We start from the raw sequence: 14538 nt of genomic DNA on the forward strand, positions 1-14538 counted from the left end.
AATTAATCCGTTCAGCGTTTATATTACGCGGTTTTTCCATTATTTTGATGATAGTTACGTTTTACACATTTGTAAAAAATGTGTAACCGTTTTGTGGACGAAATATGTTACGATAAAAGCATGAATCATAAATAAATTTTCACAATAAAATAGTGAAAAACGGAGGAAACATCGTGGTCAAGAAATTGAAATCCTTTGTTGCTGTTTTCCTCTTAGTGCTTATAGTATTTGCAATTTTTGCAGTACGGGGAAATTCGGTTAAAGATTTATTAACACAATATGTTCCATTTTTATTTCAAAAACAAACTGATAAGGTTTTATCATATAAATTAGATGTTAAAAAAGAACTAAAGAAATATGGTTTAGAAAAGTTCACACCGCTTCTCCTTGCCATTATGTATCAAGAAAGCAGGGGAGAAGGACAAGATTTAATGCAAGCATCAGAATCAGCAGGTTTAAAACGAAACCAGATACAAGATAAGCAGGTGAGTATCCAACAGGGGGTATATCATTTTTACCAAATGTACCATCTCGGGATAAAAAATAAAGTGGATTTGAATACGATAATCCAAAGCTATAATATGGGGCCGGGTTATATAGAATATGTAGCGGCAAATGGTAGTAAACATAGTGAAAAACTAGCAAAATCCTATTCTGAAAAGCAAGTAAAAAATCACCCGGATTTATATACTTGCGGGGGTTTTAAGGGCAATTTCCGCTATCCATATTGTTTTGGTGACTACACGTATGCGGAAAAAGTCCAGGCAAAGTTTGAACTATTGAAAAAGAATATGGAGAAAATAAACGAAAGAACTATCTCGATGAAGCCAGAGAATTAGAGGCCGACGAAAAAAGCCAAACAAAAACCAAGGAGCAGTTTCTCCTTGGTTCATCAGTTTGAAACAAATTGATTAGGACTTACAGAGTCATCTTTTTTAGTGTTCTTATCCATTGTCTTCAAAACAGCTGTAGCCAATATTTGCATTCCTGAAAGAATTGCATTTCTGTCAAAGGTCATATGAGGGTGGTGAAGTCCCGGAGTTAATCCGCAGCCAAGCCCTAACATAGTTGCTTTAAGGTGTTTGCGTTTAACGGAATAAAAGTGAAAATCCTCGCCTCCTGAGGTCACAAGTGCTTCATCTAGCTTATCTCGGCCAAGGACGTCTGATATTGCTTCAGCCATAATCATTTTCGCTTCCGGATTGACTGTTGCAGCTGCTAAGCTCTCTGGTATCGATAAATTAATTTTTACTTTATAAAATTCGGCTATCGAGTCCACCGCTGATTGTACTTTCTCAATAAGGGTTTCCATAACCTTATTTGTTTGTGCCCGTAAGTCGAGACTAAAGGTTGCTTGACCGGGGATAATATTTGCACTTTCCCCGCCTGCATGAAGCTTTGTCATTTTGACAGAATGAGGGATCATTGGATCGATATGAATATAAGCCAGCTCATGGACAAGGGACGCAGCTACTTCAATCGCATTTGTGCCAAGATGCGGGCGTGCACCATGGGCATCCTCGCCGATAATCGTACCGCTAATATGATTACTTGCGCCGTGAAGGATTGCAGGCGTGGCTCTGCCGTTTTCAGTCTCTTGAATAGGGCGAACATGGACACCATATAAAAATTCAAGATCGTCCACAACACCCTTTTCAATCATTTTTTTCGCTCCTTCTCCAATTTCCTCTGCAGGTTGGAAGATAAAGCGAATGGTTCCTTTTGGTAATGACTTTTGCTTCTTTAAAAGCATTAATGTACCTAACACCATGGTCATATGGGAATCATGCCCGCATGAATGGTTGGCTTTAAATTCTCCATTCACTTCCTGCCAAAGGGCATCCATATCAGCTCGTACCCCTACTTTAGGTGTGCCATCCCCAATTTCTGCTATAACTCCTGGGCAATCCTCAAATACAAGAGTTTTGCATCCCAACTCTTCCAATTTGGCTTTCAAAAATTTCGTTGTATGGAATTCCTTCATGCTTACTTCAGGATGGGCATGTAAATATTCAAAAATCCCCATTACCTCCGCTTGTATATCCTTTATGTCTTCTGTAAACATTCCCATCGTTAAAATCCCTTCCATTTCTTCGTTGTAGCAAAGGCTCTTTTCTTAAACTGAGTTGCTTTTGTAGACGAAAACCTAATAAACATCTTATTTGAATTAAGAATAAATAACTTTTGAGAAAAGATGCTCGAAATTAAGTCTACATTTACTAATTGCAACAATCGTTACGAAAACAGCCTTTCATATAGTTTATATTTTTTCGAACATAGCATAATTTCAAAGATAAATGAAGTGTTATTTTGTGGATGAATCATAGATGTGAATTGGTTTTTTTCGTATTACTAAATGTTATGTCACTTCCGTTAAAAAGTTCCCTTATTATTAGGTAGATCACTCAAAGGGCATAAAAAAAGAGCTTCTGTCCAAAGCTCCTATTAGAGGTGCAAAAACAATATTTGACATAAAGGTTTTAATCAAACGTTTGATTAAAAAAGTGTAAAGCCCTACGATACCTGGACTACTGAGGCTTTCCTCCCGCAATAACTGTCGAAGTAAATTCATTATTTAATAATGTCTCTCAATAACGAAATTTGCAGTATCCCCACGGAATATTGTTTTGGAATATTCAATAGGTGTCCCATCTTCTAAATAGGCGTAGGTGATTAGAGAAAAGCATGGTGCCCCTACTTTAACCTTTAACTTTTCGGCAATATCTTTATCGGCATGGGACAATTCTAAGTACTCGATTGTTTTTTTTACTTTTAATCCAAACTGATGTTCAAGAAGCCTATACAACGATTTTTCACATTCTTTTGCATTAAGGCCTGGCGTTTGTCTCCAAGGTAAATAGGCAATCTCATATTGTAACGGTTCATTATCGGCATAACGAATTCTTTCTAGCATATTAACGGGATCCCCTTTTTGCAAAGTGAATATTTCCTCAAGAAATGCATCTGACTGTATGACAGTAAGACCGATCACTTTTATGGTGGGGCTCTTCCCTTGTGTTGTGAGCTGTTCGGTAAAATTACTAACCGTATTCGTCAGTACTTGTTTCACTTTTTGACCTGAGACAAATGTCCCTTTTCCTTGTTTTCTATATACATATCCTTCTAGTGTCAACTGTTGAAGTGCGGTTCTCACCGTTGTGCGGCTTACACCGAATTTCTCGCAAAACTCCGCTTCCGTCGGTAATTGTGTATGCGGAGTATACTCTCCGGATTTTATTAATTGGATGATGGCTTCCTTCACTTTAAAATGTAAGGCATCTCCATTTCCTTCCCTTTCCACAAGAATCCTCCTTTATCTGTGCAAAAAAATATTTTGTTGGTCGATTTGCTTAAACAAGCCTTTATGAAGGATGAGATGGGCAGATCGAACAATATTGGCATATCTGGTTGTGAGTAGTTTCTGGTGAATCTTATTTGTATGTATACTTGTTTTATATCATAAACAGAGACAAATAATCCATTGTTTCTTTTTAGGGAGTAATGATTATAAAAACTTGTCATTACAAATTTAATTTTGTATTGCATATGATATAACTTGTAATTATAATAATATTCAAAGAGGTAAACGTTTACAATAGGAAGACTTTAAGATTGGAAATTTAATATCTTAATGGTTAAGTAAGAAGGGAGTTTACCTTCTTCTTACTATAATTTGATAGAATAAAAATTTTTGAATGGGCAAAAAGTGAAAAACGGTTAATTATTGACTTACTTGAGGAATGACAAGAGGAGGAGGATTTTCATGGCAAAAGGAATAAAAATTGCTACGATAGGTGGGGGGTCTAGCTATACACCGGAGCTTGTGGAGGGATTCATTAAACGATATGATGAACTGCCTATCAGCGAACTATGGCTAGTAGATATTGAAGCGGGAAGAGAAAAGTTGGAAATTGTCGGGGATCTAGCGAAAAGAATGATCAAAAAGGCCGGTCTGCCTATTAATGTTCATCTGACATTAGACCGCCGTGCAGCATTAAAGGATGCTGATTTTGTTACGACTCAATTTCGAGTAGGCTTACTGGATGCAAGAGCAAAGGATGAAAGAATTCCGCTTAAATATGGGGTATTAGGTCAAGAAACAAATGGACCCGGCGGACTGTTTAAAGGTCTTCGAACGATTCCGGTTATTTTAGATATTTGCCGAGAAATGGAAGAACTGTGCCCGGATGCATGGTTAATTAACTTTACAAATCCTGCAGGTATGGTGACAGAGGCCGTTCTTCGCTATAGCAATATTAAAAAGGTTGTCGGTTTATGTAATGTGCCAATCGGTATGGAAATGGGAGTTGCTCGCTTGTTAGATGTGGATCATAGTCGGGTACGCATTACATTTGCAGGCTTGAATCATATGGTTTACGGATTGGATATTTTCCTTGACGGTGTCAGTGTTAAAGATAAAGTCATTGATCTCATCACTAATCCGGATAATGCCATTACGGTTGAAAATGTGCCGGCACTGGAATGGGAACCAGAATTTTTAAAAGCACTTAATGCTCTTCCTTGCTCTTACCATCATTATTATTACAAAAGAAGCGATATGGTTGAAAAAGAGCTGAAGAATGCAAAGGAGCTAGGAACAAGAGCAGAAGTAGTGAAGAAATTAGAGGCGGAATTGTTTGAACTTTATAAAGACCCTAATCTTGATGTAAAACCGCCGCAATTGGAAAAACGCGGTGGAGCTTACTATAGTGATGCTGCCGTACGTTTGATCCATTCTATTTATACAGATAAAAAAGATATACAGCCAGTCAATACAATCAACAATGGAGCAATTGCTGGAATTCCCGCAGATTCCGCCGTTGAGGTAAGCTGTATCATTACGAAAGATGGTCCTAAACCAATTGCCATTGGTGAATTGCCGGTTGCAGTCCAAGGGCTTGTCGGGCAAATTAAATCTTTCGAGCGAGTTGCAGCGGAAGCGGCAGTGACGGGCGATTACAACACAGCTTTGCTGGCCATGACCATTAATCCGCTTGTTGCAAATGATCGTGTCGGCAAACTCATTTTGGATGAAATGTTGGAGGCACATAAAGAACATTTGCCGCAATTCTTTCATAACTAGGTAGCGCAATGCTGCCTTTTTACTTAATTTAGGTTAATTGTTGATGCATAGCTTCCTATGGAGCATCAACTATGAGAGACAACTATAAATAGGGAGGGACTGTAAAATGATAAAGCTGATTGTAAATGCGGATGATTTTGGGTATTCTGCAGGTGTAAATTATGGCATCATTGAAAGTCATCTGCACGGGATCGTCAATTCTACTACGATGATGATGAATATGTCTGGCACCAGACATGCAGTGGAACTCGCAAAGCAATATCCAACTTTGAAAGTAGGGATTCATTTAGTTTTAACTTGTGGCAAGCCGTTAGTGGATAATGTAAAAACATTGGTCGATGAGAATGGAAACTTTAAATCTTTAGCCTATTTGATGAAGCATTTGGATATCGATTTACAAGAATTGGAACGTGAATGGACTGCACAAATTGAGGCATTTTACGAAGCAGGTCTTACTCCAAATCATTTTGATAGCCATCATCATGTTCATGGATGGGACGTACTTTACCCCATTGTGAAGAGGCTGTCCGATAAATATAATCTCCCAGTTAGGAGACCGAGCCACGCATTTGATTTACCGTACTATAGCGATGTTTTCTTGGATGACTTTTACGGTGAATCGATAAGTGAGGATTATTTTTATTCCTTGGAAGAAAAGGTAATGGATGGACAAACGGCTGAGATCATGACTCACCCGGGATTTGTGGATCAGGAGGTGCTTAACGGATCTTCCTATAATGTGCTTCGTGCGAAAGAAACTCATATATTAACACATGTTTCATTGCCGGAATCCATCACATTAAAATAAACCCGTGTGAATAAGGGTTTATTTTCCTAATTTAATTTTATTAAAAAATTTGTAATAACAAATTTAATTTTGTATTGCCTAAATAAGTATTTGTTACTATAATTAATATGAGTAATAAAAACTAAATATTCCAAAAGAGAGGAGGGCAATGGCAAAAACAAACGTGTATAGTATCGAGATTGTAAGAAATGCCTCAGCAAACTAAATTCGTGTATTTCATTCCCAAAAGTTTCAAAAAGAAGTAAGAACACTTATTGGCTTTAAACTAAAAAACTTCAAAATTTTTTTGACATCATCGGTAAACGCTTTCACACATACTTTGCTATTTCAGCAGATTCAAACTTTTCCAATAATCTATCATCCTAAAACATCAATGTAATGGAATTTTCCTATGCTTTCAAGATTCATAGTATATTGGCGGGCAGTTTTGAAAGATGTTTCACCGTTTTAATAATTTAGTCCATTCATCCTTGAGAGGGGGGATGCATTTGAAGTAAGACAAGGGATGGTTTAATCACTCCGCTTCGTTTTACACAATTTCCTGAGATTTATAACATGTTTTAATTTAATTGTTAGGGGGGTATATGGATGAATTTGATAACTGCATGGTTGGAAAGATATTTCCTTCCTATTGCATCTAAAATTGGGGGTCAAAAGCATCTAGTTGCATTAAGAGATGCATTTATTGGGACTATGCCGGCAACAATGGCTGGTTCCGTGGCGGTTATGCTTAACGCTATTTTGAGGGATTTGCCGCCACAATTTTTTGATGGATATGATGGGAACACCATTCCGGTCATTAAACAAATTATTACAATCAATGGTTATGTATGGAATGGTACCCTTGCAATTGCCGGATTAATATTTGTTTTCTCATGGGGGTACAATATTGCGAAAATCTACGGAGTAAACGAGTTAGCGGGAGGAATTGTGTCAACTGCTGCTTCGATTGCGGGGATTACGTTCTCCTTCTCTGGTGGAATCTCAGGATTAAAGCTAGATCCGGCCACTGTAGATGCCATTAATGCTGCTGGGTGGACTGCTACTTCAAAGAGCATTACAGCTGCTGGCTGGGGATGGCTGCCGCTGAATAATTTGGACGCTAATTTCTTCTTTACCGCAATGATTATTGGTTTTGTGGCTACTATGATTTATGTTAAATTGATGTTGAAGGATATTACAATCAAGTTACCGGAATCGGTTCCACCTGCAGTTTCTACAGCTTTTGCATCCATCATTCCGGCTACCGTAGCCCTATATGTTATTGCTATTTTCTATTGGATATTCTCTCTCATCGTACCGGATATGACGTTCTTACAATGGTTGCAAAAAACGATCGCGTTACCGCTTTTGGGACTTTCCCAAGGATTTGGAGCAGTTGTCTTAGTTACCCTGTTCGTTCAACTATTTTGGTTCTTCGGAATCCATGGCCCGAACGTTCTTGCCCCAATCTTGGAAGGAGTCTTCGGAGTAGCTCAATTGACAAACGTTAACCTTTTCCAACATGGCGGAACCGCAGAGGTTCTTGCACATGGATACAAGTGGGTTCGTGGATCCTTTGATGCTTATGCTTGGTACGGCGGTTCTGGAGGAACAATTGTTTTAATATTGGCAATCCTCCTATTTTCAAAACGGAAAGATTATAAAGCGGTTGGGAAATTGTCTGTCGGACCTGGGATATTCAATATTAATGAACCAATCATGTTCGGTTTGCCAATTGTGCTAAACCCACTTATGTTCTTCCCATTCTTGATTGCACCAGTTGTGTCTGTTGCAATCGGTTATTTTGCAACAATATGGGGATGGGTTAATCCTGTTTCGGTAGCGATACCTTGGTCGACTCCGCCGTTATTGTTGTCCTTCATGGCCACTGGAGCAGACTGGCGTGCCCCAATTGTTACATTAGTTGCCATGGCTGTTTCATTCATCATTTGGGTTCCATTTGTTATTGCTGCAAATAAAGTGACTGCAAAAACAGAGGATAAAGCCGCATAAGAATTATTCACTGATAGGTGGGTCACTTTCGTCGTTATCGCAGGAGCGGCTCACCAATCTTTTTCATTTGGAAAGGAGTAAGAAAATGATAGAAGTTTGCTCTGCTGTACAGCAAGATAAAATCATTGAACTATTAAACAATTATAACGAAGAAGGGATACAATTTTCCTTTAAAGAAAAAAAGGGCATCAATCTTTATTTTGAAACAAACGCAAATGATTTGGAACAAGCATCAAAACTAGCAAAAACAGCTATTAAAAGTCAGCCGTGGGGGTCGGTTCTTTATTTTCGATCTGCCCCAGTTGAATGAAAAGGATGAACACCATGGTTAAAAACGGCTTATTTCTCGCCAGTATTGGCTGTATCCTGTTACTTATTAGTGCAAATGCGCGAACAGGGGAATACAATATTTTTAATTTGACTACTGCACTTTTTCTTATTATAGTTGGAGCTTTTATGGTTTTTAGGGAAAAAAGGAAGATTAAAAAGAAAAAAGATTAGGTGATTCTAGTGGAAATAGTAAGAAAAATGAATGTGCCGGCTGAATTTCTTTATAAGACAATTATAAAATCAGTTTTGTCCGATATCCATTCGCAAACGGGAAAAAAGGTGGTTGAAAGTCAACTGCCGGGATTCGAATATATTAAGACTTTCTCCAAGAATAACCAGGCTACAGTAAAGATTGAAGAAATCACCAAAAATGAATCCTATCAGTATCGAACAACTAGCAATATACATGATTTTACAGTAACTTATAAAGTTCGTCCGCTTACTGGAGAAAACTGTGAATTACACTATTCTGAAAAGATGGAATCCTACGGCTATCTTCAAAAACTAAATGATGCCTTTGTCGGTATTATTTGGTCTAGGCTGAAAAAAAAGAGGTTTAATGAAATGCTTAATCAAATTGAAGCTAGTTATTCAAGGGAAGAGATAGAGTCAAGTATTTTGTAATCTTACAAAATACGAATATATCATAATTTTTGCTAATAATCGATAAACCTTATAAGAAAAGACGCCCCGAAACCAATCCTCCTCAGCATTTATAAAAACGAAAAAACAAATAGTACGTAAACAGCCTTTTAATAAAACAACCCTAAATAATTTGGAGGGAAAATTTATGAAAACAATTATGTTAGTATGTTCTGCGGGAATGAGTACGAGTTTATTAGTCACTAAAATGCAAAAATCAGCTGAAGCTAAAGGGATAGAAGCTGATATTTTTGCGGTTTCTGCTTCTGAAGTGGATAATACTTTGAAGAAAAAGAATGTCGATGTATTATTACTTGGCCCACAAGTTCGTTATATGAAAGCTCAATTTGAGAAAAAATTGGATGGGAAAAATATCCCAGTCGAGGCTATTAACATGCAAGACTATGGATTAATGAAGGGTGAAAATGTTTTAGAGGCAGCCATTAAATTAATTGATAATAAATAATCCATTCTTGAAAAGAAAATCACTGCAGGGAATATTAATTTTATGAGTTATTATATGTTTGACTCAGTAGTAAGGAGTTCAAATGAATGAAGGATGTTGAAATAAATGGTGGATGAAAATTTGGATATGATAGGATTTCAAATTATTAGTAATGTTGGTACGGCAAGAAGTCTAGCTATGGAAGCTCTATTTGCTGCCAAAAGCGGCGACTATGCTCTAGCTGAAGAAAAATTAGAGGAATCTAATAAATATTTTGTTGAAGGACATAAAGTTCATGCAGGGTTAATTCAAAAAGAAGCTTCTGGAGATAAGGTGGAATTTTCCTTACTATTTATGCATGCAGAAGACCAACTAATGAGTACAGAAACGATTGCTCTACTGGTTAAAGAAATGGTGGAAATGTACAAAAAAATAAACAAGTAACATCCTAAGATGAATATAAAAATAAGGGTCATTACGAAATTGCTTTTGTAATGATCTTTTTATTATACATTTTAGCCGCTCAACAGTTATTGTGTTCGAAATATAAAAACAATAGTGAGGAATTAAAATTGGGTGCTGTTTAGCACCCATTAAATTAATAGTTGAAAATCGTTGGCTCACTCGCTACATTCGGTGCAAAGTCTGTGTTGATGTCAAATAGATTTTCCATGTATACAAAATTTCCTGTACAAAGATCTCCGGAGCCAGAAATGACCTTACTTGAAGTTTCTGGACTTATAAATACCCTGTCGCCAACTCCAGCAACTCCTCCAAAGATTTTATCAATTTGTATTGGCCCTACTACTGCTGGCATATTCATCATTCCTTTTTAAAATTGGTATTTTTAGGTAATATCGCTCTTTAAAATTATAAATATCGGATGCTACATCATATGCCTAATTGTAAAATGGTGTGAAACAGAGGGATAGGTTCCTTTTCCCAGTTACAATGAGAACCGTACTATTATGCCGTTTTTATTCCTTCAGACTCTCCTTTAAATCATTCATCATTCTAGTTCTTTCCTCTTGAGGAACAATTAAATAGTAAATTCCATCGATTCTTTCTCCTTTTCCTTGAACCTCATATTGAATAATATTTTTTTGGCTGTCCCGATAATTTTTTTGTATATTCATCATTTCGTCAAAGGTCATGTTTGTCTTAACGTTTTTTCCAAGTGCATGAAGGATATCCGTGATTCTTGTAACGGAGGATATGTTTACAGCCTTATGGATGATGGCTGTAATGACCTTGCGTTGCCGTTCATTTCTGCCAAAATCCCCTTTAGGATCTAGATGGCGCATGCGGACATATCCTAGTGCTTGCGGACCGTTTAGGGTTATTTGCCCTTTTTTATAATGGTAGCCTTTTTTATAATAACCCTCATCATACCAGTCAATATTATTTTGTACGGTAATTCCTCCGACCGCATCTACCAGCTCTTTAAGTGCTTTCATATTTACACGAATATAATAATTCATCGGAACACCAACGAAATTTTCAACCGTATCAATAGACATTTTTGTACCGCCAAAAGCATAGGCATGGTTTATTTTATCCATTTTTCCGTTGCCAATGATTTCTGTTCTAGTATCACGTGGAATACTTACCATCACCATTTTTTCCTTTTTAGGGTTTAAAGTGATAACTATTAGGGTATCTGTTCTTCCAGGATCCCCTTTGCGCTGATCAACCCCCATCAATAAAATCGAAATGGGTTTTGGATTAGCAGGAATGTTTACCTCAGGGGGCGGCTCTTCATTAACATTAGGTTCATGCATTTGTTCGGCTGTTTTTTTTACCGTATGATAGACGTAATATGCATATCCACTAATCCCAATTGCCAAAATACCAACAATACTTGCCATAATGATTATTATTTTTTTCATCTTATTGCCTCACTTCTACAACAGGCATCTATAGCTATATTAAGCTTATTGTTTGTTTAGACAGAAAAAATTAAAAACGTAATTGGATGGTAAGTTCTGTCGGAATAGTTGATTTGTAAAGGTTTAAATGGGACGTATACCCATTTTTCATTAAAAAGTGAAACATTAAATTGCGAAAAAACGTCTAAAATGTGATACAACTAAATAGAGATGATGAAGTATCTTTTCTTAATTATTGATAGTTTTTTTATCAAAAAATTATTATTTTCTTTGTACTGATAGAAAAGATGCCAAAAAGGGAACAAAAGGAGAAACAAAAAATGTTAAAAATGCTAAGTAGATTTATTCTAGTAGCAATCTTCCTATTAGGAATAGGATTGAATGGTGTGGCAAAAGCATCAAGCAATGACAGTAATGATACTGGTTATGATGAAAAATACGGATCGCCTATTGTAGTATATGGGGAAACCTTGACACCTGCTCAGAAGGATGAAATGAGAAAAGTGTTTAATGTGACAGACAGCAGCCAGGTTAAGGAAATCACTGTTACAGATTCTGACCTTGTCAAATATATTAATGGGGATCCGAACTCCAATTTATATTCTTCCGCAAAAATAACAAGAAAAGATAAAGGTAATGGTATCGTTGTCAATATTGTAACTCCGGACAATATTACAAGAGTTACATCTGATATGTATTCGAATGCATTACTTACTGCAGGGGTTGAGGATGCAACTGTTGATGTGGCTTCACCAATAAAAGTAACTGGTGAATCTGCGCTAGTTGGAATTTATAAGGCCTATGATAAATCTGGAACAACACTGAACAAGGATCGTATGGAAGTTGCGAATCAGGAATTAAATCTAGCAACCGATCTTTCGCAAAAAAATGGCTTGGACCAAGATAAAGTAACGCAATTATTAACAGAGATTAAACAGGAAATTGCGAACCAACACCCTGCTACAAAAGAAGATATTGAGAAGATTGTGGATGATAAATTAAAAACGTTGAAAATTGAACTAAGTCCTGAGGACCGTCAGCTGCTTATTAAATTATTTGATAAAATGCGTTCACTTAATATTAATTTTGATAATGTAAAAAGCCAGCTCGGAAGCATCACCTCTGATATTAAGAAGAAACTGCAAGAAGCGGCCGGAGATAAAGGCTTTTGGCAAAGTGTCGCCAACTTTTTCAAAAGTTTATTTCAGGCAATAGGAAATTTCTTTAGCGGACTATTTGGGTAAATCGTATTGATTAATATTATGTAGTATAAAAAACTGACTGTTACGTGCTAACAGTCAGTTTTTTATTTTTTTAGCGCAAATTTTTAAAAGAAAATAAGTAATTTTTAGGAATATAAATAGGATATTTTTAATAGATTTTATTGGGTGCAGCAATTTTAAGTTGCTCATAGTTTATATTTCAAAGGGGGAAATAGTTTGAGAAAGAAAAAGACGTTGTTTTCGCTTGCTTCGGTACTATTTGCTGCAATGTTGCTTCTTTCGGGGTGTTTTAGTGGACAAGGAAATACCTCACCAAAGCCATCATCTAATGGAAATACGGGAGGAGACAAAAACAATGCTAATGCCGGGCCAAAAATCCTACACCTCAATAATACAGAGGAACCCGGATCACTTCATCCAGGCACGGCACAAGGTACCCATGACTCCTGGTTATTAGAAGGTCTTTTCGAAGGATTAACAAAGAAAACACCTGAAGGCAAGATTGAACCTGGTATGGCTGAATCTTGGGATATAAGCAAGGATGGATTAACATGGACCTTCAAATTAAAGGATGGAATGAAATGGTCGAATGGCGATCCAGTTACTGCAGGGGACTTTGAGTATGCATGGAAATATGCACTTAACCCAAAGACAGCTTCTGAATATGCCTATCAGCTCTATTATTTAAAAGGCGGGGTAGAGTTTAACTCAGCTAAAAAGGGAGCCGACTTAAAAGCATTGGAAGATAAGGTTGGAGTCAAAGCGACAGACGACAAGACATTGGTTGTTACACTGGCAGAGCAAACTCCATACTTCCTTGATTTAACATCATTTTATACCTATTATCCTGTTGATAAAAAAGTACAAGAACAAAACCCTAAATGGGCTTTAGAAGCTTCCACTTATGTTTCAAACGGACCATTTAAATTAGCAGATTGGAAGCATAAAGAAAGCATGAAGCTAGTGAAAAACGAAAATTATTATGATAAGGACAATATCAAGTTAGACGAAGTGGATTTTGTACAAATTGCCAACGAAAACACAGCATGGCAAATGTATCAGGCAGGGGAATTGGATATGGTGTATCCGCTTCCACAGGATGTTCAAGGACAATTGATGGCATCTAAAAATCCTGAATTCCACAACGGTCCAGACTTATCCACTTACTATTACAACTTAAATAATAAAGTGAAACCTTTTGACAATAAAAAGATTAGAAAAGCGTTAGCGATGGCTATCGATCGTAAAGTCATTGTGCAGGATGTAGCACAAGGCGGACAAAAACCAGCTTATTCTGTCGTTCCACCTGGAATCCCTGATGTAAACGGTGATTATCAAGAAAATGGCGGGGATTTATTTAAGGAAGATGTTGCAGAGGCTAAGAAGCTTCTGAAGGAAGGGCTTGCTGAAGAAGGTTTATCGAAAATGCCTGCCTTTACAATCATGTATAACACAAATGAAGGGCATAAAAAGATCGCAGAAGCCATTCAGGAAATGTGGCGTAAAAACCTTGGTGTTAATGTAAAAGCGCAAAACGTTGAGTTCCAGGTCAAAATCGACCGCGAACATGCCGGCGATTATCAAATCTCCCGTGCTGGCTGGATTGGTGACTATGTGGATCCAATGACATTCATGGATCTATGGGTGTCAAACGGACCATACAATGACGCAAAATGGAGCAATAAAGACTATGATGCTCTCATTAAAAAAGCGAAAACATCTATGGACCCTGCGACACGCATGACAGCAATGCATGATGCAGAAAAAATCTTAATGGACGAAATGCCAGTTATCCCAATCTATTTCTACACAAAACCATACGCACTTAAATCTTACGTAACAGGATTCTTTACACCAATTAACCGCTATCCGCAATACATCTACGCAGACATCAACAAGAAATAAGGAGTCATAGGAACTGTCACAGTTATAAATCTTTAACCAGGAGGTATGCTCAGGTGGGCATACCCCGCTTTTTCAACATTATTTTTATAAAGGCTCTATTCTCAGACTTTATTTGAACCAAAACCTAATATATTTCCATGGTCATCTTGGAAAAGGATGCTCCGAAACTGGGGAGTAATTAAAATGACGGAAAACAACATTTTGAACGAAAACAGCCT

The 14538-nt window shown here is 37.1% G+C and carries 15 protein-coding genes; 11 read left to right on the top strand and 4 right to left on the bottom strand.

The annotated features are described in order from the left end of the window. Positions 1–173 precede the first annotated feature (173 nt). A complete protein-coding gene (locus tag AN964_RS02195) occupies positions 174–839 on the top strand; it encodes a lysozyme family protein (RefSeq protein WP_083489189.1) in 666 nt (221 codons plus the stop codon). Between the two features lie 53 nt (positions 840–892). Here the strand turns inward: AN964_RS02195 and AN964_RS02200 are convergent, their stop codons facing one another. Beyond that, a complete protein-coding gene (locus AN964_RS02200; RefSeq protein WP_437177106.1) occupies positions 893–2065 on the bottom strand; it encodes a M20 peptidase aminoacylase family protein in 1173 nt (390 codons plus the stop codon). Between the two features lie 510 nt (positions 2066–2575). Next, entirely contained in the window at positions 2576–3301 is a 726-nt protein-coding gene (locus AN964_RS02205; RefSeq protein ID WP_055738154.1) for a GntR family transcriptional regulator, read from the bottom strand. Positions 3302–3763: 462 nt separating this feature from the next. Here AN964_RS02205 and AN964_RS02210 point away from each other — a divergent pair, with 462 nt between their 5' ends. From AN964_RS02210 to AN964_RS02245, 8 genes are all read left to right on the top strand, one after another. Then, positions 3764–5083 (top strand): 6-phospho-beta-glucosidase, encoded by a 1320-nt coding sequence (locus AN964_RS02210; protein WP_055738155.1) that lies wholly within the window; start codon positions 3764–3766, stop codon positions 5081–5083. Positions 5084–5189: 106 nt separating this feature from the next. Next, positions 5190–5891 (top strand): chitin disaccharide deacetylase, encoded by a 702-nt coding sequence (gene chbG, locus AN964_RS02215; RefSeq protein ID WP_055738156.1) that lies wholly within the window; start codon positions 5190–5192, stop codon positions 5889–5891. Between the two features lie 588 nt (positions 5892–6479). Next, positions 6480–7886 (top strand): PTS sugar transporter subunit IIC, encoded by a 1407-nt coding sequence (locus AN964_RS02220; RefSeq protein WP_055738157.1) that lies wholly within the window; start codon positions 6480–6482, stop codon positions 7884–7886. An 85-nt stretch (positions 7887–7971) separates the two neighbouring features. After that, positions 7972–8196: a hypothetical protein gene (locus AN964_RS02225; protein WP_055738158.1), complete on the top strand. Its 225-nt coding sequence runs from the start codon at positions 7972–7974 to the stop codon at positions 8194–8196. A gap of 14 nt (positions 8197–8210) precedes the next feature. Further along, positions 8211–8387 (top strand): DUF3188 domain-containing protein, encoded by a 177-nt coding sequence (locus tag AN964_RS27645; protein ID WP_161809196.1) that lies wholly within the window; start codon positions 8211–8213, stop codon positions 8385–8387. Positions 8388–8396: 9 nt separating this feature from the next. Further along, complete coding sequence (locus AN964_RS02235) at positions 8397–8840, top strand: DUF3284 domain-containing protein (protein ID WP_055738160.1); 444 nt, start codon at positions 8397–8399, stop codon at positions 8838–8840. A 166-nt stretch (positions 8841–9006) separates the two neighbouring features. Beyond that, on the top strand, positions 9007–9324 hold the full coding sequence (locus tag AN964_RS02240; RefSeq protein WP_055738161.1) for a PTS sugar transporter subunit IIB: 318 nt from the start codon (positions 9007–9009) through the stop codon (positions 9322–9324). A gap of 105 nt (positions 9325–9429) precedes the next feature. Beyond that, a complete protein-coding gene (locus AN964_RS02245) occupies positions 9430–9747 on the top strand; it encodes a PTS sugar transporter subunit IIA (RefSeq protein ID WP_055738162.1) in 318 nt (105 codons plus the stop codon). Positions 9748–9901: 154 nt separating this feature from the next. On the opposite strand, the gene AN964_RS02250 is transcribed toward AN964_RS02245, so the two are convergent. Next, the gene (locus tag AN964_RS02250) at positions 9902–10120 is read right to left on the bottom strand and encodes a spore germination protein (RefSeq protein WP_055738163.1); all 219 of its coding nucleotides are present in this window, start codon (positions 10118–10120) and stop codon (positions 9902–9904) included. A 160-nt stretch (positions 10121–10280) separates the two neighbouring features. Continuing rightward, positions 10281–11192, bottom strand: a complete 912-nt coding sequence (locus AN964_RS02255) for an LCP family glycopolymer transferase (RefSeq protein WP_055738164.1) — start codon at positions 11190–11192, stop codon at positions 10281–10283. Between the two features lie 320 nt (positions 11193–11512). On the opposite strand from AN964_RS02255, the gene AN964_RS02260 reads away from it, so the two are divergent. Together AN964_RS02260 and AN964_RS02265 are read left to right on the top strand one after the other, a co-directional pair. Next, the gene (locus AN964_RS02260; protein WP_055738165.1) at positions 11513–12436 is read left to right on the top strand and encodes a DUF1002 domain-containing protein; all 924 of its coding nucleotides are present in this window, start codon (positions 11513–11515) and stop codon (positions 12434–12436) included. Between the two features lie 195 nt (positions 12437–12631). Further along, on the top strand, positions 12632–14320 hold the full coding sequence (locus AN964_RS02265; RefSeq protein ID WP_055738166.1) for a peptide ABC transporter substrate-binding protein: 1689 nt from the start codon (positions 12632–12634) through the stop codon (positions 14318–14320). Positions 14321–14538 lie beyond the last annotated feature (218 nt).

It is taken from the genome of Heyndrickxia shackletonii (assembly GCF_001420715.1).
Taxonomy (GTDB): Bacteria; Bacillota; Bacilli; order Bacillales; family Bacillaceae_C; genus Margalitia; species Margalitia shackletonii.

What these genes read in the sequence shown, in the direction of transcription:
- chbG (WP_055738156.1), top strand. Translation starts at nt 5,190, where the DNA reads ATGATAAAGCTGATTGTAAATGCGGATGATTTTGGGTATTCTGCAGGT.
- AN964_RS02260 (WP_055738165.1), top strand. Translation starts at nt 11,513, where the DNA reads ATGTTAAAAATGCTAAGTAGATTTATTCTAGTAGCAATCTTCCTATTA.
- AN964_RS02240 (WP_055738161.1), top strand. Translation starts at nt 9,007, where the DNA reads ATGAAAACAATTATGTTAGTATGTTCTGCGGGAATGAGTACGAGTTTA.
- AN964_RS27645 (WP_161809196.1), top strand. Translation starts at nt 8,211, where the DNA reads ATGGTTAAAAACGGCTTATTTCTCGCCAGTATTGGCTGTATCCTGTTA.
- AN964_RS02250 (WP_055738163.1), bottom strand. Translation starts at nt 10,120, where the DNA reads ATGCCAGCAGTAGTAGGGCCAATACAAATTGATAAAATCTTTGGAGGA.
- AN964_RS02220 (WP_055738157.1), top strand. Translation starts at nt 6,480, where the DNA reads ATGAATTTGATAACTGCATGGTTGGAAAGATATTTCCTTCCTATTGCA.
- AN964_RS02200 (WP_437177106.1), bottom strand. Translation starts at nt 2,065, where the DNA reads ATGTTTACAGAAGACATAAAGGATATACAAGCGGAGGTAATGGGGATT.
- AN964_RS02245 (WP_055738162.1), top strand. Translation starts at nt 9,430, where the DNA reads ATGGTGGATGAAAATTTGGATATGATAGGATTTCAAATTATTAGTAAT.
- AN964_RS02255 (WP_055738164.1), bottom strand. Translation starts at nt 11,192, where the DNA reads ATGAAAAAAATAATAATCATTATGGCAAGTATTGTTGGTATTTTGGCA.
- AN964_RS02210 (WP_055738155.1), top strand. Translation starts at nt 3,764, where the DNA reads ATGGCAAAAGGAATAAAAATTGCTACGATAGGTGGGGGGTCTAGCTAT.
- AN964_RS02225 (WP_055738158.1), top strand. Translation starts at nt 7,972, where the DNA reads ATGATAGAAGTTTGCTCTGCTGTACAGCAAGATAAAATCATTGAACTA.